The sequence below is a fragment of the Arthrobacter alpinus genome, from assembly GCF_001294625.1.
Classification (GTDB): Bacteria; Actinomycetota; Actinomycetes; order Actinomycetales; family Micrococcaceae; genus Specibacter; species Specibacter alpinus_A.
This window is the reverse complement of the sequence record NZ_CP012677.1, coordinates 1,531,014-1,555,609: the sequence shown is the minus strand read 5'-3', so window position 1 is coordinate 1,555,609 and position 24,596 is coordinate 1,531,014. Positions and strand designations below refer to the sequence as shown.

The following is a 24,596-nucleotide window of genomic DNA, read 5'->3' as shown; positions in this document are numbered from 1 at the left end:
CCAGGGAACAGGGACAGTGAAAGTCTCTTGAACATCGCATCACAGAGTCCTCGGCTGACACTGGATTCTTGAGTCATCCATAACGACGAGGGCGGCGACCCGAAGGTGTTGTTGATCGTCCCGCCAACAAGGATTCTGGAGTTCTACAGGCAGGACAACATCGTCGACTACACCGAAGCTCTCTTCGGCGAGCAGGGACCAGCTCTGAGCCCAACCGTGACAGCCATACCCGGGGGCATCTACCCGTTGAACGGTTCGTTCTTCGATACGCTGACTGGCTTGGACTGTGGCACTCAAGTTAGACGTCATCATTATCAGCAAAACGACTCCATATCTGGCTCTTGACAGGACTACGAGCCACCTCTGTTCAAGGACACGAAACCAGAATTCAACACGAACCGCGGAGAGCCGCTATACCACCGTAGGGATGGCTGTCTCATTGAGTTTTGGCCCTTTATTCCGACCAGCTGGTGGGAATAAGAGGCCCGCTGAATTTAGGAATTTTCATGGCAAAGAGAAATCAATTTCGGATCCTTCGAAACCCGAATAGTCAGGCCATCCGGCCACCACTGGAGCAGCTGGGAGTGTGTTGTCTGATGATTCACTGAAAGAATCCATTGACTTAGCGGTATCCCCAAGATTTACTTACAATGGGGGAAAGGCCTCCATGACGGTGTAAAGGGGAAGTCATAAAGATCAAAAGAAAAATCACAGCAATCTTAGCGGTGGCAGGAATGGCCGCCGGCGCTGCCGTAATTTCTGCACCTGCGGCTCAGGCCTCTGGCTATTGCTATATAGGTGGGCAGATTTGCTTCTGGGCAGATGATACCTACCAAGGCGATTCGATCTACATGTCGTGGGACGTGTACGAATGGGGACAGTCGAACTTCCATGATCGTGCAACGTCCGTGGACAGCGACATGAGCAGACGTTATTACGTCTACGATGACCCCTTCTATACAGGGGCTAACACGTATATTGGCCCATACTCTCAGTTCAGTGATCTTGGGCCGAGCTGGGCGGGCGGATGGAGCGACCGGATCGATAGTAGCCGATTCGCTTAGCCTAGCGTGCCTCCTCTTCGGGACGATCGATCCCTGCTAATCTGGGGCGACAACACTCTAGGGGGAGGCACATTGGTTAAGATCCATGTTTTGGTCGGGGTTCTGACCGGTCTGACACTTGTAGCGATTACGGGATGTTCGTCCGGTTCGCCTGAGCAGGAAAAGCTTGATGCCTCAAACTATTCTTCGGTCAAAGCGAAGGTCGATCCTGTCAATCTTCGCATCACCCTTCCTCTGACTCCCTATTATGTGGACAACGACGAGGATGTTGCTATTCAAACAGCGAATGCTACGCTTTTAGGCCCTTGCATGAGTGCAAAGGGTCAACAGCTTGACATGTCAGATGCAATTCCTACTCCGCTTCCCGAGGATCGTCGCTACGGGATATGGAATAAAGTAAATGCCGAGAATTACGGCTATGAATTGCCGCCTGACCCAAGACATCCGAGTGGTCCTGCCGGGAGCGCATCGGACGGTGTTCCAACAGGTTCACAGCCAACCAACCTAAAAAGCCGGGACTACGGCTTGGCATACACCGGTTGCAGCAAAACGCTCGCGGATAAGATGTTAAAGGATTTCACCCCGAATCAGGTTGGAACAGACAGCGAAGTTTCTAAAGGTCTTCTGGCAGCAGCGTCTCAAGCCGCAGGAACTGATGAATGGAAAGCGGCCCGGACTGAATGGATTAATTGTCTATCAGCTAATGGTGTCAGCATGCCGGCCGGGAAGCCGGATTCCTGGGTTCCTGTAGTTTCCATGACTGACAAGCAGAGCCAGATCAAAACGGCACTGACAGACATTGACTGTAAGGAAAAGACCAACTACATTAAGCGGCTGGCTGATATAGACGCGACATTCCAGGCAGCGTATATCGGTCAGCACGAGTCTGCCCTGAACAGGATCAAAGCTGACAAGGACGCCGCGGTTGAAAAAGCCAAGCATATTATTGCTGAAGGGAAATAGGGTGTTGTTCTGCGGCCCTTCTCAGGTTAGGCCGGGTTGTATACAGTCATGAGCGACCGGTCTCACCCCCGAATTTCTTTCGTTGCCTCCCCGCTGAGGCTTATCAGCCTGATCTTAGTAGCCTGTCTCTTCCTAGGACTTTCCTTCGTTCTTGGCTTGTTTGTTAAATCACCCAACGAGATGGCTCTGACCGTTGCTGATACCCAAATTCCGATCACCGTGCCAGCCACAACCACGACCATCAGCAACGCGACTCAGATTCAGGCAACCATCGTCGCAGGACAAACCACTGGAATCAGCGTCACCGCCGTCGAGGGCGCCGACCGGCCAATAGCTACCCAGGTGTTCGTTAAACCGGGAGACACTCTTACGCCCGGAATAGCGCTCGGAACGGTCTCAGGCCGGCCGCTTTTCATGACTAGCAACAACGTTCCGCTCTATCGCAACCTTAAATTGAAAGATACCGGCCCTGATGTCCAAGCCCTACAGGCAGAATTTGCCAGCTGGGGTTATTACATCGATCAAAGTGGGGTCGTGGGAGAAAACTTCTTCAACGTCCTCCGGGCGATCTACAAAAGCGCAGGCGTCGCCCTGCCTGGAGGGGACACTCCTTTCTTTCCCTGGCGAGAATTCGTCCACTTACCGATCGACGGGGCAACGGTTACGTCCGTAGCTGCAATCGGTTCAGAACTCACGAAAGACAGCCCGCTCGTTCAGATCAAGATAAGTCCTGACCAGATCATTGGCCGAGCTGGCCTTACGAGCGGGGAACGCTTCAAGTCTGGGGCACCGGTCGTTCTAAATTTCTCCGGCACCAAATTGGATAGCACCGTTTCTGCGGTGACCGGCTTCATCGAAGGGGATGGAACCAAACCTTCGGGTATCGATATATCGGTCTCCGTACCTGCCACACTGAAAGACGCACTTCCTGGAGCGACGGGTACCGTGTCAACCAGCGATTCGGAGATAACGGGACTTGCAGTACCTCTGACCGGGATTCGTGCAGATTCTCAAGGTCAATATCTGCTCGTGAGCGACGACTTAAGCACTAAACCGGCCAAAGAAAACAATGCGGACAATCCGGCAACCAGAAGGGAACCTGTAGAGATTCTGGGCCAAGCGGAGGGATGGGTACTCCTGAAACCTCCCACCGCGGTCAAAGAGGGCGAGCTGATACTTGTCAGTCCCTGAAGAAGAAACTGAAAGTGCTGACCCTCGGGCCATCGTTGAGTTATTCCACATCCAACGATCCTTCGAGCAGTCCGGGGGTCCCATCGCCCTCAAAGAAGTCAATCTTACGGTCTACCCTGGGGACTTCCTAGCCATCATTGGTGCCTCAGGATCGGGTAAATCGACCTTACTGAACATCATTGGTCTCCTCGACACCCCAACGTCCGGCCACCTCTACCTCAATGGTATCGATGTCAGCTCCGCTACGGAAAAGTCCAGAAATCGACTTCGCTCAGCTTTCCTGGGCTTTGTTTTCCAGGCCTCCCATGTCATCGGCAGAGACTCCGTGGCCCGCAACGCGGCTCTATCCCTCAGGATCCAGGGAGTAGCACGCAAGGAGCGTCCAGAAATCGTCGGATACTGGCTTGACTACTTTGGACTTGGACACCGGGCCAGTAGCCTCGGCAAGCAAATCTCTGGCGGAGAAAAGCAACGACTTGCACTTGCCCGTGCTGTCGCCTCCGGGCCACTCCTGCTGCTTGCAGACGAACCAACTGGAAATCTCGACGCGACCAATAGTGAATTGGTCATTGATCATCTGAAACAGCTCAACGCTGCAGGGACCACGATCATCGTAATCACCCATGATCCCACGGTCGCCGCCGCAGCAAAACGCCAGGTTGGAATGATTGACGGCAGCCTCCACGACGGAAATCCGCACATTGCTGAAGCGGAGCAATTAAGGACGAGACGGGAAGGGAGCAATCGTTTTGGAAAGCGCCGCCCCGTGCGAGAGCTGTCGGACCTGATTAGCGACGCTTTAACCGGCATTTCAACCTCCTTTGGACGCTCAATCCTTCTGATTGTCGCCTTCATGCTCGGCATCGCCGGCCTGGTGGCGTCCACTGGCATAAGCCAGAGCGCGGCAACCCAGATCTCAGAGAAGATCTCACAGTCGGCACTCGATGAAGTACGGTTCTCCAAGACCGTACCGGCCGATTCTCCCGATCTGGAACCAGTGCTGCAATGGGTGGAGGGTGTCCAAAGCAGCCTCTCCCGCATTGACGGCGTTGTCGGGGCGGGATTCAAATCGGTGTTGCCTGAGAAAGCCATGACAATCTCACGATTCTCACCGCTGAGCCTGAGCCCCCTGCCCATCTCCAACACTTCCGTCGTCATGGTGGACCAGACGTTCCTGAGCACCAATGACCTCTCCATTTCCCCAACAACTCCCTCCATCTTCGCCACCGATACACCTACCAAGGCTGCGATCCTTGGTAGACAAGCTGCTGAGAAACTAGGGATCGAACCGAAGAGCACAGGAAATTCCATTTGGGTCTCCGGACAAGAAATCCCGGTCGTTGGGATACTCACTGATTCCCCTCGAGACCCAGCTCTTGAATCAGCCATCCTGCTCTCCCCCGGGGTCGCCAAAGCCAGCTACGCGAACACCACTATCGTGGTCAGAACACAGCCTGGCTACCCGGCTCCTCTCAGTAATGTCCTCGCCAGCGCCATCGAACCAGGAAACCCGGCCAGCATCAAAATCAACACGGTTGGAGACCTCCGGACCCTCGCCCGAGGAGTTCGCTCAGACCTATCGATCCTCATTGGTGGCGTCTCGGTCATACTTCTCCTGTTAGCAATGCTCAGCGCGGCCACGACCATGTATGTCTCAGTACGCTCTAGGACTTCAGAAATCGCGCTACGCCGCGCACTCGGATCTAGCCAAGCATCCATAGCCTCACTATTCCTCCTCGAGGGCGGCTTTATGGGCGCAATTGGTGGGCTTCTTGGGTGTGCGGCTGGCAGCTCGGCGATCGTCATCATATGCATCGCTCAAGGCTGGTCCGCGGTCCTTGCCTGGTGGTGGCTACCAGCTGCGGCCTCCATCGGACTCGCCACCGGGATCATCTCGGCACTTGTGCCAGCACTCATCGCTGCTAAACAGAATCCAGCGCAAGCCATCAGGGACTGATTTGGGGACTGACCCGGGTTACGTATCCGTTCGGGTCTTGATTCGATGAAAGGACCTGTTGAAAGTGAAAGTCGAGGGGTGAATTGTTCGTACACTTGTTGGCGCTAGGACATTTTGCCATTGAAACCAAGGAGTTGGGCCTCGACGTTGCCCATCTCTAGCGCATTGCAACTCATCAGTTCTTTGGAGAACTGATCCCATAATCTTGTTGTGCATAATTTGTACAAAATGGCCTGAATATCATGGTCTTGACAGCCTCTCCACTGCCGTGACGCAGACGATCTATCGAGATTGGCCCTGACCTCACAGCCAATCACCGTTTGGTTCCTACTAGACCGTTCTTCTTGACCGGTGAGCTTTCAGCGGCGTCAACATGGGCATTGTCGTTGTCTGCGCGCAGGGAAATCACGAAGAAGGAATCCGGCGTGTATGCGGGCGGCGTCGAAGAAGGCCAAGGGCGAGATTCTGGACCGGCTGGTGGCCGAGGTGGGCTGGTCCCGGGCGAACGCCCGCCGCCAGCTCGGCAAGGCATTCAAGCGTCGGGGGCTGGGCCGTGCCTTGCTGCGACGGCCCCGACCACCGACGTACGGCTATGACACCGTGAAGGTACTCCAGCAGGTCTGGGTCGTCGCGGGGCAGCCCTGCGGGAAGTACCTGGCGGCGGTCATGGGCCCCACGCTGGCCAACATGGACGCCCGCACCATGACGGGCGCGTTCGGCAAGGTACACACCCGCTACAGCCCGGAAGTGCGCGCCCAGTTATTGGCGATGAGTGCGGCCACGATCGACCGGTTGCTGGCACCAATCAAACTGTCGATGTATCCGGATGGGAAGTCAACCACCCGAATAGCGGTCGCTACCAGTAAAGACCCCACACCCCAGGCCCGAATGCCTAACGCCACTGACCGTTCCGTTGTTGCTCACGCCCCGTCGCTCGCGCCGCCAGAGGGCGAGGCTGACACTACACCCGTGGGCGTTGGGCCACCTCCCTGGCCGTAACCGGGCGTCGAACCACCGGAGCAGCCAGCCAGCAGCAGCGCCCCCAGCGACGCGGCAGTCGCTAACTTCCACACTTGCACGCTCATGGCCATGCACTTCCTCGTTGTCCGGCGGTGCGGGTGCACCGCAACCATTGAACGAAGTGCTCCGAAGCATGGTTCAGCCAGCAGGACTAGCCCCCAAACAAAGAGCCCCACGTGCCGTCACGGGGACGCAGGGCTCCGGAGCGCGGAATCTAACCCTTGTCCAGGGACACCGAGACGGACGGATCCTCGGTTTCGGCCATGGTCGAATCAACGATGGAGTCGGCGACACCCGCCACAGCCAGCCCGGCCACGGAACCGGCCCCGCCGCCGTCGTGCTTGGTGTCAACGATGTCCACCGTACGGCGCAAGGGAATTTCCTTGATGAAGAGCACCGCTACTAGGGCCACCACGGCGATGACGGCGCTGATCATGAAGATCATGGCGGCTCCGTCACCGTAGGACGCCCGGACGATGAGCTTGATGGGCTCGGGCATGGTGGACAGGTCCAGCTGTGTAGCACCTCCGGCGGGGGCCTTGATGCCAATGGCTGCCAGCCCCTCGGAGATGAGCGAGGCGACCTTGGTCCCCATCGTGGCGCCCAGCACGGCGACGCCGGCCGCGCCGCCCACTGTGCGGAAAAACGCCACCGCGCCGGAGGCCGAGCCAATGTCCTTGGCCGCCACCGTGTTCTGCACGGCCAGCACCAGGTTTTGCATCATCATGCCCAGGCCCAGACCAAAGATGAAGGTGTACATTCCGACAAGGGCCAGGGACGTTTGGTGGTCGATGGTCCCGGTAAGGCCAAGCCCGGCGATCAACAGGATGGCACCACCCACAAGGTAACGCTTCCACTTCCCCGTCCGGGTGACCAACAGGCCGGAGGCTACGGCGCCGATCAGGTTGCCGGCGATCATGGGCAGAGTCAGCAGGCCAGCTTCGGTGGGTGTGGCACCGCGGGCCACTTGGTAGTACTGCCCCAGGAAGGTTGAGGAGGAAAACATGGCGATGCCCACGGCCACCGAGGCCACTATGGCCAGGGCCGGGGTGCGCTGGCGGATGATCTTCAACGGGATGATCGGGTGGGAGACCTTGGTCTCCACGAACAGCAGGGCTGCAAGGAGAATGACGCTGCCGCCCACCATGAGTGCGGACTGGCCTGAGATCCAGTCGTAATAGCCGGACTGGCCGGCAAAGGAGACCCAGATGAGCAGCAAGCTCACGCCAGAGGTCAGGAGGATAGAGCCAAGCCAGTCAATCTTGGCCGGGACGCGCACGTGCTTGATCTTCAGCGTGAACTGCAACAGCACCAAGGAGATGATGGCCAGCGGCACGCAGACAAAGAACGTCCAGCGCCAGCCGAGCGGGCTGTCCACGATGTAGCCACCCAGTAGGGGCCCGCCCGCGGTGCCCACGGCCATGACGGCACCCATGTAACCGGAGTAGCGGCCACGCTCACGGGGCGGGATGATGGTGCCGATGATGGCCTGCGCCAGTGCGGTCAAGCCACCCATGGCGACGCCCTGAATGACGCGGGCCGTCAGCAGGAAGGGGATGGTGGTGGCGAAGCCGGCCATGACCGAGCCGGCGACAAAGATGATGATGCTCAGCTGGACCAGCAGCTTCTTGTTGAAAAGGTCCGCCAGCTTGCCCCAGATGGGGGTGGTGGCTGCGTTGGCCAGCAGGGCGGCAGTGATGACCCAGGCGAAGTCCGTCTGCGTGCCATGGAGCTGGTCCATGATGGTCGGCAAGGCGTTGGCCACGATCGTGGAGGAAAGGATGGCGGTGAAGAAGGCGGCAAGCAGGCCCGTCAAGGATTCAAGCACCTGACGGTGCGTCATCGCCGACTCGGTGGGGGTCTGTGCCGCTTGATTCGGTGCGGCCGTGGTCGATCTGTTTTTCATGGTTCCTTTTCGTATATGCCGTGCGCGGCGTCTCAATGGTGTGGCAGGGAAGCGAAGTTTTTCAGGCGCGCTCCAGCATTGCCTTCCTCAACTGTAAATCCACTAGTTAATTAGGGCAACTAAGCACCATGGGAGATGTGTCACTTAAATAGCCAAGGCCCGCCTTTTTTGAAATGTTCGAAAAAGGCGGGCCCCAGGTTGCCGGTCCAGCGGCACCTACTACTATCTACTGTGCGGCTATCCCGGCGGTGACACTGCCATGGAAATACTGTTTGGTGCTGCGCGCACCCCAGGCGGTGAACTCCGAACCCAGCCAACCGCCGTCGGGCGCCAACGTGTCCGCAATATGCAATGACACCGTGGCGGGTAGGAATATGGGCGCGTCAAAGGTGATGTCCCAGCTGAAGGCGTCCGGCTTGGGCGAACCGATGTCCCCCACGACCCGCGCGGCAGCGTACATGCCATGAGCAATGGAACGCCGCAAGCCGAGGGCCTTCGCGGAGAGCACGCTGAGGTGGATGGGGTTGAAGTCACCGGAGACGGCAGCGTAGGCGCGGCCGGTATCCACTCCCAATTGCCACTGGGCTGTCGGCGCCGGCGGGTTGAACGGTGCCCGATCCGCGTTTGCGGAAGCCGGGGTGGGCTTGTCCAGGCCCGGCAGGTAAATCCCCTTGGCCAGGTAGCTTGAGACGCCACGCCACAGCAGTTCGGTGGCATCCTCGCCTCGTACCTCAACCACCAGCTGCACCTGGGTCCCCCGCCGGTGCCCGGTCAGCTCTCGCGCCCAAGACCTGATGGTTAAAACATCGGTGAACAAGATCGGCGAGTGGTGCTCCACCTGGTTGCGAAGATGGATCATGCCCAGCAACGGTAAGGGAAACTCGGGGTCCACCATGACCGACATGGCCACCGGGAACGCGAGTGCGTGGATGTAGCCAGAGGGCAGCACATCACGGGCAGGCTTGCCCATCAGGTGCGAAAACTGGGTCACTTTCACCAAGTCCGCACGCACCCCGCGCACCTCGATGGCCTTGGACGGGAGGGAGACCACGGGGATGGACCGTCCCAACCGCTGCTTGGCTGATGTTGCCGCCGCGTTCAGGTAAAGCTTGGACAGCGACGGCATCTCGGTGAGCACGTGATCCATGGTCACTGCCCCACAAGGTTTTGCCCGCACACGCGCAGGACATTGGCGGTGACGCCGGCGGCGGCCTCAGAGGCGAAAAAGGCGATGGCCTCGGCCACATCCCCGGGTTTACCGCCCTGCTGGAGACTGTTCAGCCTTCTGGCAACCTCCCGTGTGGCGAAGGGGATCTTCGCCGTCATGTCGGTCTCGATGAAGCCCGGCGCCACCGCGTTGACGGTGCCGCCGCTGGCCGCCAGCAGGGGTGCTGTGGAACGGACCATGCCCATGACGGCCGCTTTCGACGCCGCATAGTTGGTCTGTCCGCGGTTGCCGGCGATGCCACTGGTGGAGGCCACGCTGATGATGCGCGGATTCGCCCTGAAGTGGCTACTGGCCAAGAATGCCTGGTTCATGCGCAGCTGCGAGGCGATATTGACGGCCATGACCGAGTCCCAACGGGCGGCGTCCATGTTGGCGAGCAGCTTGTCACGGGTGATTCCGGCATTGTGTACCACGATGTCCAGGCGGCCGTACCGTTGTGCGGCATGGTCCAGGATGCGGGCCCCGGCCTCGGCCACCGTGATGTCCAGTTGCAGCGCCGTCCCATGGATTTCATTGGCGAGCTGGGCCAGCAAATCCCCCGCAGCGGGAACGTCCACAGCAATCACCTTGGCGCCGTCACGGGCCAGGGTTCGGGCAATCGCGGCACCAATTCCACGGGCCGCTCCGGTGACGACGGCGACCCTGCCCTCAAGCGGCTTAGCCCAGTCCTGCGCTGCCCCACCGCCAGCGGGTGCCCCTTCCGAGGAGGCCGTCAGGAATTGGCCGTCGACAAAGGCGGAACGGCCAGAGAGGAAGAAGCGTAGTGCTGCCATGGCGCTGGAGGCATTGGCCTGGATCCCGTTGGCCAGCAGCACCCCATTGGCCGTTGCGCCTGCGCGGAGTTCCTTGGCGAGCGAGCGGACGATCCCGTCAACGCCGTTGCGGGCCGCAGCAACTTCCGGTGCATCCTCGACGAGGCCGGTCCGGGAGACGGTGACCACGCGGGCGTTCCTGGCCAGGTCGCGTACCGATGCGCCCAGTTCGCGGATGGGAGCCGAGAGCTGGTCCGGGTGCGACAGTTCGTCAAGCACAACGACGACGGCACCCAACTTCTCCTTGGGCGTTGCATGCCGGCGAACATCCTGGTTCCAGTCCAGCAGGACTGTTGCAACGGCGTCGGCCCCGGCACTCTGGCCCAGGACTAGGACGGGACCCTCTACCAGAGGGGATCCGGGTTCGTAGCGGCGCAGGATGGCTGGCTGGGGCAGGCCCAGACGTTTAGCCAGGTCCTTGCCGAAACCGCGGCTGACGAATTCGGTGTACTTGTCTGCTTGTTCGCGGCTGCCCCTGCGGGCGCCGTTCTGTGAAGTGCTCATGCGGCTTACCTGGCTTCCAGCAGGGCCACGACGCCCTGGCCGCCGGCGGCGCAGACGGAGATCAGGCCTCGGGCCGGGCGGCCGTCCACCTGGCCACGCTCATGGAGCATCTTCGCCAGGGTTGCCACCAGGCGTCCCCCCGTGGCGGCGAACGGGTGACCTGCGGCCAGGGAAGAGCCGTTGACATTGAGCTTGGCGCGGTCAACTGAGCCGAAGGCTCCGTCCAGGCCAAGGCGGGTCTTGCCGAATTCCTCATCTTCCCAGGCGGCAAGGGTGCTCAAGACCGTGCCAGCGAACGCCTCGTGGATCTCAAAGAAGTCGATATCCGCCAGTGTCAGCCCGTTGCGGGCCAGCATGCGCGGAACGGCGAAGGCCGGGGCCATGAGCAGGCCGTCCTTTCCGTGCACAAAATCCACGGCCGCTGCTTCGCCGTCAACCACGGTGGCAAGCATCGGCAAGTCGTGGGCTTGCGCCCAGTCCTCGGAGGCCAGCAGCACCGTTGATGCCCCGTCGGTCAAGGGGGTTGAGTTGCCGGCCGTCATGGTGGCCGCGTCACCGAGGTTGCGCCCAAACGCAGGCTTGAGGGATGCCAGCTTCTCAAGGCTGGAATCTGCCCTTAGGTTCGAATCCCGGCTCAGGCCGCGAAAGGGTGTCACCAGGTCGTCAAAGAAATGCCTGTCGTAAGCGGCAGCCAGGTTCTTGTGGCTGGCCAGGGCGAGCTCGTCCTGTGCCTCGCGGCTCACCTTCCACTGGGCCGTGGTCAGTGCCTGGTGCTCACCCATGGACAGCCCAGTTCGTGGTTCGCCCGTGTTGGGGGCGTCCGGGGACAGGTCCTTGGGGCGGATGCGGCTGAGAATCTTTAGCTTGTCCGTGACGGTCTTCGCCCGGTTGAGGTCCAGGAGGATGGCACGCAATCCTTCGCTGACGGCGATGGGGGCATCCGACGCCGAGTCCACCCCTCCGGCGATGGCCGAGTCGATCTGGCCCAATTTGATCTTGTTGGAGAGTCCGATGACTGCTTCCATGCCAGTGGCGCACGCCTGCTGCAGGTCGTAGGCGGGGGTTGTGGCGGAGAGGGCCGAACCCAAAACTGCCTCACGGGTGAGGTTGAAATCGCGCGAATGCTTTAGGACGGCACCGGCGGCAACTTCACCAATTTCTTCATCCTGGAGGCCAAAACGGGCCACCAACCCATCCAGGGCTGCTGTGAGCATGTCCTGGTTTGAGGAATGTGAGTAGGCACCGCCCGCCCGGGCAAAGGGAATCCGGTTTCCTCCGACGATGACTGCCTTGCGGATGCCCTCGGTGGGCACGAATGGTGAGATGGTCGAACTCATGGCGCTGTCTCCTTCAAGATTGCAGGGCGTTACTGATACCCAGCGTACCTGATACGCTGAGTATCGTGAACACGCTACAGAGCGGGCTGGCCGCAACTGAATCCCCAGCAACAGCTGACGACTCCACGGTTCTGGGGACGCCCGCCACTGATGGGCGTTCGGTGAGATGGGACGCGCACCGGGAGGAACGCCGTCGTGAGCTCATCAAGGCCACCCGCCGAGCCATCCACCGCCTAGGCTCCGACGCGTCCATGGAGGACATCGCAGCCAAGGCAGGCACCTCAAAATCCGTCTTTTACCGCTACTTCGGCGACAAAGCCGGGCTGCAAAAGGCGGTTGGCAAAGTAGTGATCGGGCAGATGCAGGAGAGCATCGCGGCAGCACGGAGCACCGCCCGGACCCCGAGGGAGGGCCTGGTGAACATGGTTGAGGCATACCTGCAGATGGCCGAGACCTCCCCCAACGTCTATCTCTTTGTGACGTCCCAAAGCGATGGCGACTCGCAGCAGACCGGCGAACTCAGCGGCTTCTTTGAGTCGGTTGCCGGCATGATTTCTGAACCGCTGCAGGAGATGCTCGGTGGCGCGAACCCACCCTTTCTTGGCTACTGGCCGACAGCGGCCATTGGGCTGGTCCGGACCGCTGGTGAGCTGTGGCTGAAGACTCCCCCGGCCCCAAGCAAACCTGACCATGGCGCCATGGCCCAACAGATCACCACCTGGCTCATCGACGGTGTCGGAGCACAAATTTCTTCACAATCACCCCTTGTCCAGTAATTTCACACCCTAAGGAATTCCATGACGGAAGTAATGACATCAACCACAGCGCCCGCCAGCGACGGCCACACAGTGGACGTCGCTGCACTCGGTGAGTTGCTATTAGGCAATTGGGCGGATGTTCGCCGCCAAGCCAGGGCGCTGGCTGGTAATCCGGAGCTGCACAAGGTGGAGGGCCTGAGCCACACCGAGCACCGTTTGCGGGCATTCAAGCAGCTGGGCATCCTGGTGCAACAGGACGGCGTGCACCGCGCGTTTCCGTCCCGTCTCGGTGGTAACGACGACCATGGCGGTAACGTTGCCGGGTTTGAGGAACTTGTCCTTGCGGACCCCTCGGTGCAGATCAAGGCAGGGGTGCAGTGGGGCCTGTTCGGTTCCGCCGTAATGCACCTGGGTAGCGCTGAACACCAGGACAAGTGGCTCCCCGGCATCATGTCCTTGGAAATTCCGGGCTGCTTCGCCATGACGGAGATCGGGCACGGCTCCGACGTCGCCTCAATTGCCACCACAGCAACTTACGATTCGTCCACCGGGGAATTTGTCATCAACACACCGTTCCGCGCGGCCTGGAAGGAATACATCGGCAATGCCGCCGTGGACGGCCTGGCCGCCGTCGTCTTCGCCCAGCTGATCACCCGCGGGGTGAACCATGGCGTGCACGCGTTCTATGTTCAGCTGCGCGATCCCGCCACCAAGGAGTTCTTCCCCGGCATCGACGGCCTGGACGACAGCATCAAGGGTGGGCTCAACGGGATCGACAACGGGCGCCTGTGCTTCAACAACGTCCGCATCCCCCGGTCCAACCTGCTCAACCGCTACGGCGACGTCACAGCCGACGGCGTCTACTCCTCCCCCATCGCCAGCCCCGGACGGCGCTTCTTCACCATGCTCGGAACACTGGTCCAGGGACGCGTCTCCTTGAACGGGGCCGCCGTAGCCGCGTCGAAGGTTGCCCTGAAGATTGCCATCCAGTACGCCACCGAGCGCCGCCAGTTCAACGCCGCGTCGGACACCGAGGAAGTGGTCCTGATGGACTACCAGCGCCACCAGCGCCGGCTGCTTCCCCTGCTGGCAACGACGTATGCTGCGACGTTTGCCCACGAGCAGTTGCTGGTGAAGTTCGACGGCGTGTTCTCCGGAGCCCACGACAGCGACGAGGACCGCCAAGACCTGGAAACCTTGGCCGCTGCGCTGAAGTCCATGACGACCTGGCATGCCCTGGACACCTTGCAGGAGTGCCGGGAGGCGTGTGGCGGGGCTGGCTTCATGGTGGAGAACCGTTTCACCTCGCTGCGCGCCGACCTGGATGTTTATGCCACATTTGAGGGCGACAATACGGTGCTGCTCCAACTCGTGGCCAAGCGGTTGCTGGCTGATTACAGCAAGGAATTCCGCAACCTGGACTTTGGCGTGCTGGCCCGCTTCGTCGTCGGGCAGGCGGCAGATTTGACCCTGAACAGGACCGGACTGCGCCAAGTGGCCCAGTTCGTGGCCGACAGCGGATCCCCGCAGAAGTCCGCCAAGGCGCTGAAGGACGAGGACACACAGCATGAGCTGCTGGTGGGCCGGGTCCAGACTATGGTGGCCGACGTCGCCGGTGCGCTGAAGGAAGCTGCCAAGCTACCCAAGGACAAGGCGGCTGAGATCTTCAATGACAATCAAAACGAGTTGATTGAAGCCGCACGCGCCCATGCCGAACTCCTGCAGTGGGAGGCGTTCACTGAGGCCTTGCACCGGGTGGAGGACGCCGGCACCAAGAAGGTCCTGACCCGCCTGCGTGATCTCTTTGGCCTCGGCCTGATTGAAAAGCACCTCGACTGGTACCTGATGAACGGTCGGGTTTCGATGCAACGCGCCCGCACCCTGGGACCGTACATCAACAGGCTGCTGGCTAAGCTGCGCCCGCATGCCCTCGATCTGGTGGACGCGTTTGGCTACGGCCCCGAGCATCTGCGGGCCACCATCGCCACGGGCATTGAACGTGAGCGTCAGGATGAGGCCCGCGACTACTTCCGCATCCAGCGTGCCAGTTCCGACGGGCCAGTGGATGAGAAAGTCCTCATTCAGCGGGCCAAGGCCTCCGCGAAGAAGTAACGTCGGTTCGAAGGGCTTTTTGCGGAATTGTTCCGGAGCTGTTCGGAGCTGGAACGACGGCGGCGGCACCCGGTGTGGGTGCCGCCGCCGTCGTTTGATCGTCACCTAGTCGTCGCCCAGTGCGGTCGCAGGCAATGAACAGGGCTCTGCTGCGGGCGGGGTTGGTGGGGTTGCGGGACTTCGCTGAATGGCGGTTGGCTCATTGGTGGTTAGCAGCCGGTGCCTTGGGGGTTGGTGATGCAGTTCTCGGCGTAGTTGCGGGTGATGGCGCGCCAGACGGTGAGGTTTAGGGGTGCTGAGGTGATGTGGCCTTGGTCGGCGATGGGGAGTGTGGGTCCGTTGTTGACGGTGTAGTGGCCGTTGAAGTGGGTGGTGAGGGTGATGGTGTGGTGGCCGGTGGTGGTGTAGGCATGGCTGGTTTGGGTTTGTTCGCCGATTCTGTTTTCGGGTAGGGGTGCGCCGGGGCTGGTGGTGGGTCCGCGGGTGGTGCCGTCGCCGTAGTTGAAGGTGTAGGCGGCGGGGGTGGCGGTGATGGTGATGTGTTGGCCGAGCATGGTGAGGTTGAAGGTTTGTTCGGTGGCGTGGGCGTGGAGGTTGGTTTCTTGGCCGCGGAGGGTGTGGGGCCCGGGTTGGCTGCCGAGGGTGGCTGGGGCGATGGGTGTTTGTTGGAATTCGTTGCTGATTTGTGCGGCGATTTCGGCGAGGATGTCCCGGGGTTTCTCGCCATAAACGCAATCACCAGAAACATAGAGGCGCCAGGTCTGATCGGAACCATCTGCGAGCATTCGGTACCAGTCGACGTGGATTCCATCTGCTCCGGCAGCACAAGGCTGAAGTGTGGCGAGACAGAGCTGGAGGAGTGCGTCATCTCCGACTTTGCAACTCACTTCAGTTTTATAGACGAACGGATCAGACGGTCCTGTGGACGGTGAATGGCCGTAGTAGTCCCCTTCCGGCGTCTTTTCCCAGATTTCCACATCGACGTTTTCATCGTCCCAATATCCGCTGTCGCCTGAGCTGCTTTGGACCAGTGTCGTTGGCAGAAGTGCGCACAATAGCCATAGAGCTGTGCCAAGACCCGAGGTTGCCAATCGATTTTTCACTGTTATTCCTTGGTTAGATGCTCAGCTTTCATCGTCTTCCATTGCCCTTGCTGAAAGGCCGCAACTACGATGTCTGGCCGTGAAATACTTGCTGGCTTTGGGGCAAGAGAAGAGCCATCGGCAAGGTAGGTTGTGCCCGCTTCTTGTTGTACCCAAACGATCGCCTGATATGTGCCGTCGGGTACAACTGCAAAATTGCTGGTGGAAGAATCGATCGTGACTTTCGCACCCACAATCCAGCCACCATCTCCATAGATTGTCGTAATGCTTGTCTTGGCGCCAGCGCAGGTCTTGCATCCTGGGTCGGTTATGGCTGTCATTGGTGCTAAGTCGCCTGTTTCGTAAGCGTAGCCGAGAGTGCTGTACCAGTGGCGGGCGAAGGCTTCGAGGCCCTCTTTGCTGAATTCCCTGGCCTTCTCTGGAAGGACGGGGGTGGGGACGTTTTGTGCGGGCGCATCGGCGGTTGCGGGCATGTAGGCCGGTACGGGCGCCGGGCCCGGAGAGGGCGGCGGTGTGTCAACCTGGGTGGCTGCCGGTGATTGCCCCGCAACAGGGCCGTTGGAAGTGGGTGGGGTGGGGCTCGTGGTGCAACCGGCCAGCAACAGCAGCAGTGCCGCGATCGCCGCGACCTGCCGGGTCGTGCGCTGGCGTGCCCCGCGCTGGCATGCAGGTGCTGGCGGACGTGCTGCTGCATCGGTCATCTCAAGCCCCCGCGGGTCTCGTTACTGTCCCCGCCTGGCCGGGACCTAATTTGCGATAGTTCCCAACCTAGACCCAAAGTAGGAAACACGCCACGAGTTATCCACAACACCATCTCCAGTCCACACCGGGATGACCTGTTTCAGGGGTGTTGGAATATGTTCCGCCCTCCACATGATAGTTATGTTCGAACGATATCCACTGACTAGGAATTAGCTCGAACAATGTCAGTGTGATTAAGTAAACTAGGAGTATGGATGCAACGGCAAGGATGCCCGGGTTTCCCGGCTCCACCCCTGATGGCAAGAGTGTTGGTGATCGTCTTCACCAACTGCTCTCCCTGGCACGGGCCCTCACGGCCGCCGCCCTCCGAACAACCGCCGCCTCAACAGGAACGGGAGCTGATACTGCTTCCGCTACCCCGCCCACAGACCCACTCACAGACCCGCCTGCTGATTTGCCTGTTGGTGGGGGTTCAGCCGCTTTGGTTACTGCCGCGCTGGGGGTGGATTTGGGGTCTTTCAGTGATGCTGCGGCGGTTGAATGGGCGCACTGTTTAGAGCAGCTAAACCGGTTTACCCAGGCGTTGTTGGTGCAGTCGGCCGGAGACTTGGAACGCAGGGTCCAGGCAGGTCGGTTTATTGAAGACGGGGCCAGTAACCCGACAGCGTTGCTGGTGCAGTCCTTGCTGCTCAGTAAGAGCGAAGCGAACCGGCGTCTTCACCTGGCCAAGCGATTCTTCCCCACCACTGACCCGCTGACCACGGTGGTTACCCCGGTGCGGCAACCCGTGCTCGGCTCAGCGTTCTTGAGCGGGGACCTTTCACCGGATCAGGCCATGATGGCCGCCCACTACCTTGATAACGCTATTGACCTTGCCGATGCAGGGCGCATCCCAGTGAAGCAACGCGACGACATTGAGCAGACACTCACCACGTACGCCAAGGAGGAAGCCCCGGATCACTTGCGCCGGGTCGGGCAGCGGATCTTGAACCACCTGGACCCCGATGGGCAACAACCCACCGAAGGGGCCCTGCTAGCCAAACAAGGCATCTTCTTCCGCCAACCCCGCCGCGGCCTGGTCCACTTCGAGGGCCACATGACAGTACTCCAATACGAACAATCCAAGGTCTACCTCGACTGGGCCAACAACAAACAAAAAGCACCCCCCAACGACACCGTCGACGGAACTACAAGCGGCCCCAGTAATGGCGACGAAACCACCCAAAGTAGTACTTTCGGGAGTACCGGTCGTAGCAGCAGTGGTCGTGGTGGCCTGGAGGGTGCCACCCGCGGGCAGGAGAGCCTGTTCAGTGATCTCGCCACCCTGAAAGACCTCGTCAACAACAGTGCGGACCACGATGGTACAGACCACGACGGCACCGACCACGACGGCACCGGTGTAGACAGCACTCCAAACGACGGGGCTCGTAAGGACGGGAGCAGAGCACCTGCGGGCTTCGAGGCTGAAACTATGCCCACACCCGCACCGGCTGAGCCGGCGACGAATGCAATGACACCACCGAAGCTGGTTCCCTCGTTGTGGCTGAGCCCCGCCACGGATTCTGTGGGCATCGGCTGGGAAAAACCCCCAGATCCCGACACCGACGCTGCGGGAGATGACCTGTCCTGGCTGTGGAACGAACCACTACCAGTGACCCCCATCGGTTGGGACCAGACACCCGACACCACCACCGGCACTCCGCTGCCCGGCGCCCCGCTGCTAGGCACATGCACAGGGGCTACCGATGGTGCCGGGGTTGAGGCTGCGCCGGGAGTGACGGGAGTGGAAGGGGACCGGAGTCCTTGGTCTGAGAATACTGAGAATGTTGAGGGTGTGAGGATCGCTGCAACGGGATCCAAGCCGGATCCGGGAGTGTGGGTCGAGCTCGAGGGTTGGGACCCGATCGATCCAAACAGCACCGATACGGCGGTCAAAGACCGGCGAACCCACGCCCAACGCCTCCTTGACGGTCTCATTGACTGCTTGAAGCTGGCCGCCCGCACCGGGAAACTACCCACGCATGGTGGCCTGAAAACGCAACTGATCATCACCACCACCCAAGAAGACCTCGACCGGCACAGACAAGATAAATCCGGCACCGCCCTGGCCCCGTTCAGTGGCCCCGTTCCCCTCACCATGTTTGAAGAAGAAATCTGCGACGCCGACATCACCCACCTCTACTTCGGCAAAGGCCAAGAAATCCTCAATGTCGGACGAACCCAACGACTATTCACACGAGCCCAGCGTAAAATCCTTATCGCCCGCGATCTGGGCTGCTCCTTCCCCGACTGCACCGCCACTGCCTACCAATGCGAAGGTCACCACATCATTCCTTGGAGCGACGGCGGAGAAACCTCCATCGCCAACGCCTGCCTCCTCTGTTCCTACCATCACCACCTCATTCACCGCACCGACTGGACGATCAAACTCATCAACGGCACCCCATACTTCACCCCGCCTTATCGCCTGGACCCCAGCAGCAAAAAACGCCGCAACAACTACCACCACGGCATCCCCACCAGCCCCTACAACCAGAACACGCCGCCCTGACCACCGGGATGGGCCAGGCCGCCGGGTCTGGGCCAGGCCGCCGGGTCTGGGCCAGGCCGCCGGGTCTGGGCCAGGCCGCCGGGTCTGGTCAAGCTCGAGCACAGGGACAGTAGAGGTCTAGTGGGGCAAGACGCTGCGGTAGACCCCAAGCGTCTGATCAACGATTGACTCCCAGGAGAAATGGTCTTGGGCACGGATGCGGCCCTTCTCCCCCATCGTGCGAGCCCTCGCCGGATCGTTGACAACCTCGATCAAGGCAGCGGCAAAGTCAGCGACAAACTTCTCGGGATCCAATGGCGTGCCCGTGCCATCGGAAACTTGTTCCAGCGGTACCAACAAACCTGTCTCCCCGTGGACGATAACCTCCGGGATGCCACCGGTGGCACTGGCCACGACAGCCGCGCCGCATGCCATGGCTTCCAGGTTCACGATGCCGAGGGGCTCGTATATTGAAGGACAGGCAAAAACGGTGGCATGGCTGAGGACTTGAATGAGTTCATTTCGGGGCAGCATCCGTTCCATCACGATCACACCGTCGCGTTGGGCTTTGAGCCCTTCGATGAGCGAATTGACCTCGGCGCCCAACTCAGGTGTGTCGGCGGCACCTGCACACAAAACCAGCTGCACCTCGGGAGGCAACGCAGCGGCCGCCTTCAAAAGGTAGGGGACACCCTTCTGGCGGGTGACACGGCCCACCCACACCACGCTAGGACGTGAGGGATCGATGCCCAGGGAGCGTACGACGTCGTCCTTCTCATCGGGGCACCACATGGATACATCGATGCCATTGTGGATCACCTTCACCTTGGCAGGGTCAACGTCAGGGTAGCTGCGCAAAATATCCTGACGCATCCCGTCGGAGACGGCGATGATGGCTGCGGCAGCCTCATACGAGGTTTTCTCTACCCACGACGAAAGCGCATAACCGCCGCCGAGCTGCTCAGCCTTCCAAGGGCGCAGCGGTTCCAGGCTATGAGCGCTGAGGACATGCGGGATGCCATGCAGGAGAGACGCCAAATGCCCGGCCATATTTGCATACCAGGTGTGTGAGTGCACCAGATCGGCCCCGGCAATGTCGGGAACAATCCTCAGATCCACTCCCAGGGTCTGCATCGCCGGGTTGGAACCATTGAGTTGGGGCAGGTTTTCATACGACGAAACGGTGGCGCCGTGGAAGTCACGTTCACGGTCGGCGCCAAAGGCGTGAACCCGCAAGTCAACCTTGGCTGCCAACACCCGACTGAGCTCGGCCACATGCACACCGGCACCGCCATATATCTCCGGAGGGAATTCTTTTGTCACAATATCGATACGCACACTCTCAAGCTAGTCTCTCCAGAGAGTTTGTTCTAGTGTGAAGGTGTTCGATCCGTTCATGAACGCTACTTATAGCAACATTGAAGCCGTCGGAGGTTGTGACATGTCAGTCAAGAAAGTTCTGGCGATTGTACTAGCAGGCGGCGAGGGCAAACGATTGATGCCCCTGACAGCAGACCGTGCGAAACCCGCAGTACCCTTTGCCGGATTTCGACTAGTCGATTTTGCATTATCAAATCTCGCGAACTCCGGGTACTTCAAAATTGTGGTGTTGACCCAATACAAGTCACACAGTTTGGACCGCCACATTTCGGAGACGTGGAGGATGTCCACCCAATTGGGCAACTACGTGGCGTCCGTTCCCGCACAACAGCGCCGCGGAAAAAGCTGGTTCCTAGGCAGCGCCAACGCCATCTACCAGTCCATGAACCTCATCGGCGACGCCGAACCAGACATTGTTGTGGTGGTTGGGGCCGACCACGTGTACCGGATGGACTTTGAACAGATGGTCCAGAGCCACATCAATTCAGGTGCACGGGCCACCGTTGCCGCCGTCCGCCAACCTTTGGAGATGGCAGATCAGTTTGGTGTCATCGAGATCGATAATGCGGAAGTACCTGGCGCGATTGGCGCCCACAAAATTTCAGCGTTCGTGGAAAAGCCCGTATCCACCGCCGGCCTCCCGGACGCGCCCCATCAGTTCCTTGCCTCCATGGGCAACTACGTATTCGACGCCGACGCACTGGTTGAGGCTCTTGAACAGGACGCGGCGAAAGACGACACAAAGAACGACATGGGTGGAGACATCATTCCGTACTTCGTCAACCGCGACGAGGCCTATGTGTACGACTTCTCCACCAATGACATCCCCGATGCCACCGACCGGGACCGAAACTACTGGCGCGACGTGGGCACAATCGACTCTTTCTACGACGCCCACATGGACCTGATCTCCCCTGTCCCTGTGTTCAACCTTTACAATCGCTCATGGCCCATCTTCACCCGCAGCACTGTTTCACCCCCGGCGAAGTTCGTCCGTGGCGAACACAACTCCATTGGTGCAGCATTGGATTCCATTGTGGCTAATGGTGTGGTGGTCTCTGGCGGCGTGGTGGAGAGCTCGGTGCTTTCCAACGACGTCTACGTTGGCACCGGTGCCAGGGTTCAGGACTCGGTTCTGATGGACAAGGTGGTGGTGGGGCCAGGTGCGGTCATCAGGCGAGCCATCATTGATAAGAACGTGCGGATTCCAGCGGGTGCCACCATCGGGGTCGACGCGGACCTGGACAGGGCCCGAGGTTTCATCATCACCGAATCCGGATTGACCGTCCTGAGCAAGGGCCAGCAGGTCCCGGCGCCTGACGCGCGCGAAATTGAGCTGTCAAAGGCTGCCGCAGCTGAGCTGCCGGAGGCGTTGGCCTTGGCTATCGGCCGCGATCAAGTCTCCCAAGAGACGGTGGATCTGGTGGTGAGTAACCAGTTGGAGGCGGTGGAGTCGGCAACCCGTAACTAAGAGGCTAATATTGGGGTGTGACCGCTGCAAATTTGACGCCCGAGGAAATTCAAAACTGTCTTAAGGTTTTGGAAAGTATCCATGAATATGACGAAGAACATCCAGATTATGTGAATGTTCGCCGTGCCACCGGCAAGATGTTTAAGGCGGTTAAACGCCATCGTCGAATTGTTAAGCGTGACGCCATTAATGACGCCGACCGGGCTGTTATAGCAAAAACGGCCACCGCTGCCCCGGACCGTATTGATGATGAAACACGAGGCAACAAACTCACGACCTCCACCACAGGCAAAATGGCAGGAACGCTGCAACGTTCCCGCCCCTGCTACATTTGCAAAACTCATTACACCCACGTCGATGCCTTCTACCATCAGTTGTGTCCGGAGTGCGCCACTTTCAACCACTCCAAGCGGGATGCTAAAACAGACCTGAGCGGAAAACGGGCGCTGTTGACTGGTGGACGCGCGAAAATTGGCATGTACATCGCCTTGCGGCTGTTGCGGGACGGAGCGCACACCACCATCACCACACGCTTCCCCAAGGATGCTGCCCGCCGTTTTGCCGCCATGGAAGACAGCGGCGAATGGCTTGACCGGCTGCAAATTGTCGGCATTGACCTCCGCGACCCGGCCCAGGTCATCGCCTTGACGGACTCGCTCACCGCGGCTGGTCCACTGGATATCATCATCAACAACGCGGCCCAAACCGTCCGCCGTTCAGGCAACGCCTACAAGCCACTTGTCGACGCCGAGCTTGAACCGCTTCCCACCGACACTCCCATGCCGGAGCTGGTGACGTTCGGACACGCCCACGACAAGCACCCGCTCGCGCTGGCCAGCCAGATGTCTGAACATCCCAAACTTGGTGGCAACGAGCTTGCAGCCTTGGCCATGTCCATGGGCTCCGCGTCCCTGGAGCGCCTAGCCGCAGGAACCGCCATTGACGCAGGTGGACTCGTTCCGGATGTCGCCGCCATCAACAGTTGGACCCAAGTGGTGGACCAGGTGGACCCCTTGGAGATGCTTGAGGTTCAGCTGTGCAACGTCACCGCCCCGTTCCTCCTCGTCTCACGCCTGCGTCCGGCCATGGCCGCTTCCACGGCCGACCGCAAATATATCGTCAACGTGTCCGCCATGGAAGGGCAGTTCGCCCGCGCCTACAAAGGCCCCGGCCATCCGCACACCAACATGGCCAAGGCGGCCCTGAACATGCTGACCCGGACCAGCGCGGCAGAGATGCTTGAGGCTGACGGAATCCTCATGACAGCCGTGGACACTGGCTGGATCACCGATGAACGACCCCACTACACCAAGGTCAGGCTGGCCGAGGAAGGGTTCCACGCACCCCTGGACCTTGTGGACGGAGCGGCACGCGTCTATGACCCCATCGTGATGGGTGAAAGTGGTGTGGACCAGTATGGCGTCTTCCTCAAGGACTACAAGCCCAGCCCGTGGTAAATCGTGCCGAAAGCGGCTCACCCACCTGGTGGACGCGCACGCAACCATTCATTCCAGGCCTGGCCGCTGCCCTGGTCGCCGTCGTCGTCTCCTTGCTGGTCCACAGTGTCGTGCCGATGCTGCCGGCCATGACCATCGCCGTCGTCCTGGGCATTGCCGCGGTAAACCTGCCGGGTACCGCCGTCCTGTGCGAGGGGCCCTGGCGGGCCGGACTGAACTTCTCCGGCAAGCACCTGATGCGGGTGGGCATCGTCTTCCTGGGCCTGAAGCTCAGCCTTGGCGATGTCATGAACCTTGGCTGGGTCAGTGTGGCGTTGATCGTGGGCGTAGTGCTGCTCAGCTTCGCCGGCACCTACGCGCTGGGCAAGCTGTTCAGACTGGAGGGCGACACGCCCCTACTGATCGCCACCGGGTTCTCCATTTGTGGTGCCTCCGCGATTGGCGCCATGGCCGCCGTCAAGGGCACCAAACACAGCGACACCGTTCTGCCCGTGGCCCTGGTGACCCTGTGCGGCACACTCGCCATCGGGGTCTTGCCACTGCTGATGAACCCGCTGGGCCTGAATCCGCTGCAGTTTGGCCAGTGGGTGGGTGCTGGCGTGCACGACGTCGGCCAGGTGGTGGCGACCGCCCAGACCGCCGGCGCCGTGGCCCTCAGCGCTGCCATCATCGTCAAGCTCACCAGGGTCATGCTTTTGGCCCCCATCGTGGGTGTCGTAGGCGGTATGGAACGACGCCGGCACAGCCGCCTGGCGCAAGCAGCGGTCGCGGCGGATCCCCACGCGGACGTATCCCAGACACCACGGTTCCCACCCGTCATTCCACTGTTTGTACTCGGATTTTTGGCGATGATTGTGCTGCGCACCAGCGGATGGCTGCCGGCGGGGCTGGTCGAGGCCGGCGCCACGGCCCAGGACGTGGCCCTAGGTGCGGCGTTGTTTGGCTTGGGGGCGTCGGTGCGGATCCGTGAACTGCTGCGTACCGGTGTCAGGGCCACCATCATGGCCCTTTGCTCATGGGTGCTCATTGCAGCGCTGGCCTTTGGCGCCGTGCACCTGATGTCAGTGTAGAAGGCTGGTTCGGGGAAGGGAGGGCCTAAGG

General features: G+C 60.3%; 18 protein-coding genes. 11 read left to right on the top strand and 7 right to left on the bottom strand.

The annotated features are described in order from the left end of the window. Positions 1-734 precede the first annotated feature (734 nt). The 5 genes from AOC05_RS20730 (at position 735) to AOC05_RS06865 (ending at position 6,174) form a co-directional block, all read left to right on the top strand. Positions 735-1,064, top strand: a complete 330-nt coding sequence (locus tag AOC05_RS20730; RefSeq protein ID WP_062006594.1) for a peptidase inhibitor family I36 protein — start codon at positions 735-737, stop codon at positions 1,062-1,064. A gap of 72 nt (positions 1,065-1,136) precedes the next feature. Then, positions 1,137-2,027, top strand: a complete 891-nt coding sequence (locus AOC05_RS19355) for a hypothetical protein (RefSeq protein ID WP_157374927.1) — start codon at positions 1,137-1,139, stop codon at positions 2,025-2,027. Positions 2,028-2,075: 48 nt separating this feature from the next. Further along, a complete protein-coding gene (locus AOC05_RS06875; protein ID WP_062006592.1) occupies positions 2,076-3,218 on the top strand; it encodes a hypothetical protein in 1,143 nt (380 codons plus the stop codon). Next, positions 3,205-5,175 (top strand): ATP-binding cassette domain-containing protein, encoded by a 1,971-nt coding sequence (locus tag AOC05_RS06870; protein ID WP_062006591.1) that lies wholly within the window; start codon positions 3,205-3,207, stop codon positions 5,173-5,175. The genes AOC05_RS06875 and AOC05_RS06870 overlap by 14 nt, the downstream gene beginning before the upstream one ends. A gap of 429 nt (positions 5,176-5,604) precedes the next feature. Continuing rightward, the gene (locus AOC05_RS06865; RefSeq protein ID WP_062006590.1) at positions 5,605-6,174 is read left to right on the top strand and encodes a hypothetical protein; all 570 of its coding nucleotides are present in this window, start codon (positions 5,605-5,607) and stop codon (positions 6,172-6,174) included. 235 nt (positions 6,175-6,409) lie between these two features. Here AOC05_RS06865 and AOC05_RS06860 read toward each other — a convergent pair whose 3' ends face one another. From AOC05_RS06860 to AOC05_RS06845, 4 genes are all read right to left on the bottom strand, one after another. Then, positions 6,410-8,038 (bottom strand): MFS transporter, encoded by a 1,629-nt coding sequence (locus AOC05_RS06860; RefSeq protein ID WP_082358147.1) that lies wholly within the window; start codon positions 8,036-8,038, stop codon positions 6,410-6,412. Between the two features lie 289 nt (positions 8,039-8,327). Then, positions 8,328-9,248: a MaoC family dehydratase gene (locus AOC05_RS06855; protein ID WP_062009474.1), complete on the bottom strand. Its 921-nt coding sequence runs from the start codon at positions 9,246-9,248 to the stop codon at positions 8,328-8,330. A gap of 2 nt (positions 9,249-9,250) precedes the next feature. Next, the gene (locus AOC05_RS06850; RefSeq protein ID WP_062006589.1) at positions 9,251-10,645 is read right to left on the bottom strand and encodes a 3-oxoacyl-ACP reductase; all 1,395 of its coding nucleotides are present in this window, start codon (positions 10,643-10,645) and stop codon (positions 9,251-9,253) included. 5 nt (positions 10,646-10,650) lie between these two features. Beyond that, positions 10,651-11,982: an acetyl-CoA C-acetyltransferase gene (locus tag AOC05_RS06845; RefSeq protein WP_062006588.1), complete on the bottom strand. Its 1,332-nt coding sequence runs from the start codon at positions 11,980-11,982 to the stop codon at positions 10,651-10,653. A gap of 65 nt (positions 11,983-12,047) precedes the next feature. Between AOC05_RS06845 and AOC05_RS06840 the strand changes: the two genes are divergently transcribed. Further along, positions 12,048-12,758, top strand: coding sequence for a TetR/AcrR family transcriptional regulator (locus AOC05_RS06840; RefSeq protein ID WP_230085243.1), 711 nt, complete (start codon positions 12,048-12,050; stop codon positions 12,756-12,758). A 21-nt stretch (positions 12,759-12,779) separates the two neighbouring features. Beyond that, positions 12,780-14,852, top strand: a complete 2,073-nt coding sequence (locus AOC05_RS06835) for an acyl-CoA dehydrogenase (protein ID WP_062006587.1) — start codon at positions 12,780-12,782, stop codon at positions 14,850-14,852. A gap of 209 nt (positions 14,853-15,061) precedes the next feature. Here the strand turns inward: AOC05_RS06835 and AOC05_RS20070 are convergent, their stop codons facing one another. Continuing rightward, a complete protein-coding gene (locus AOC05_RS20070) occupies positions 15,062-15,955 on the bottom strand; it encodes a PKD domain-containing protein (RefSeq protein WP_231687190.1) in 894 nt (297 codons plus the stop codon). Between the two features lie 2 nt (positions 15,956-15,957). After that, positions 15,958-16,428 (bottom strand): DUF6318 family protein, encoded by a 471-nt coding sequence (locus AOC05_RS06825; RefSeq protein ID WP_157374925.1) that lies wholly within the window; start codon positions 16,426-16,428, stop codon positions 15,958-15,960. Between the two features lie 479 nt (positions 16,429-16,907). Here AOC05_RS06825 and AOC05_RS06820 point away from each other — a divergent pair, with 479 nt between their 5' ends. Beyond that, positions 16,908-19,208: an HNH endonuclease signature motif containing protein gene (locus tag AOC05_RS06820; RefSeq protein ID WP_082357814.1), complete on the top strand. Its 2,301-nt coding sequence runs from the start codon at positions 16,908-16,910 to the stop codon at positions 19,206-19,208. A gap of 117 nt (positions 19,209-19,325) precedes the next feature. Here AOC05_RS06820 and glgA read toward each other — a convergent pair whose 3' ends face one another. After that, positions 19,326-20,525: a glycogen synthase gene (gene glgA / locus AOC05_RS06815; RefSeq protein ID WP_062006584.1), complete on the bottom strand. Its 1,200-nt coding sequence runs from the start codon at positions 20,523-20,525 to the stop codon at positions 19,326-19,328. 103 nt (positions 20,526-20,628) lie between these two features. Between glgA and glgC the strand changes: the two genes are divergently transcribed. Genes glgC through AOC05_RS06800 form a run of 3 tightly spaced genes read left to right on the top strand, consistent with a single transcriptional unit; the run spans position 20,629 to position 24,565 of the window. Next, complete coding sequence (gene glgC / locus AOC05_RS06810) at positions 20,629-22,038, top strand: glucose-1-phosphate adenylyltransferase (protein ID WP_062006583.1); 1,410 nt, start codon at positions 20,629-20,631, stop codon at positions 22,036-22,038. A 17-nt stretch (positions 22,039-22,055) separates the two neighbouring features. Further along, positions 22,056-23,495 (top strand): SDR family oxidoreductase, encoded by a 1,440-nt coding sequence (locus AOC05_RS06805; protein WP_062006582.1) that lies wholly within the window; start codon positions 22,056-22,058, stop codon positions 23,493-23,495. Further along, a complete protein-coding gene (locus AOC05_RS06800; RefSeq protein WP_186760428.1) occupies positions 23,489-24,565 on the top strand; it encodes a YeiH family protein in 1,077 nt (358 codons plus the stop codon). The genes AOC05_RS06805 and AOC05_RS06800 overlap by 7 nt, the downstream gene beginning before the upstream one ends. Positions 24,566-24,596: the final 31 nt, after the last annotated feature.

Excerpts from the sequence above, each read along its gene's own strand:
- AOC05_RS20730 (WP_062006594.1), top strand. The coding sequence starts at position 735 with ATGGCCGCCGGCGCTGCCGTAATTTCTGCACCTGCGGCTCAGGCCTCT.
- AOC05_RS06875 (WP_062006592.1), top strand. The coding sequence starts at position 2,076 with ATGAGCGACCGGTCTCACCCCCGAATTTCTTTCGTTGCCTCCCCGCTG.
- AOC05_RS06865 (WP_062006590.1), top strand. The coding sequence starts at position 5,605 with ATGCGGGCGGCGTCGAAGAAGGCCAAGGGCGAGATTCTGGACCGGCTG.
- AOC05_RS06860 (WP_082358147.1), bottom strand. The coding sequence starts at position 8,038 with ATGACGCACCGTCAGGTGCTTGAATCCTTGACGGGCCTGCTTGCCGCC.
- AOC05_RS06855 (WP_062009474.1), bottom strand. The coding sequence starts at position 9,248 with ATGGATCACGTGCTCACCGAGATGCCGTCGCTGTCCAAGCTTTACCTG.
- AOC05_RS06850 (WP_062006589.1), bottom strand. The coding sequence starts at position 10,645 with ATGAGCACTTCACAGAACGGCGCCCGCAGGGGCAGCCGCGAACAAGCA.
- AOC05_RS06845 (WP_062006588.1), bottom strand. The coding sequence starts at position 11,982 with ATGAGTTCGACCATCTCACCATTCGTGCCCACCGAGGGCATCCGCAAG.
- AOC05_RS06835 (WP_062006587.1), top strand. The coding sequence starts at position 12,780 with ATGACGGAAGTAATGACATCAACCACAGCGCCCGCCAGCGACGGCCAC.
- AOC05_RS06825 (WP_157374925.1), bottom strand. The coding sequence starts at position 16,428 with ATGCCCGCAACCGCCGATGCGCCCGCACAAAACGTCCCCACCCCCGTC.
- AOC05_RS06820 (WP_082357814.1), top strand. The coding sequence starts at position 16,908 with ATGGATGCAACGGCAAGGATGCCCGGGTTTCCCGGCTCCACCCCTGAT.
- glgC (WP_062006583.1), top strand. The coding sequence starts at position 20,629 with ATGTCAGTCAAGAAAGTTCTGGCGATTGTACTAGCAGGCGGCGAGGGC.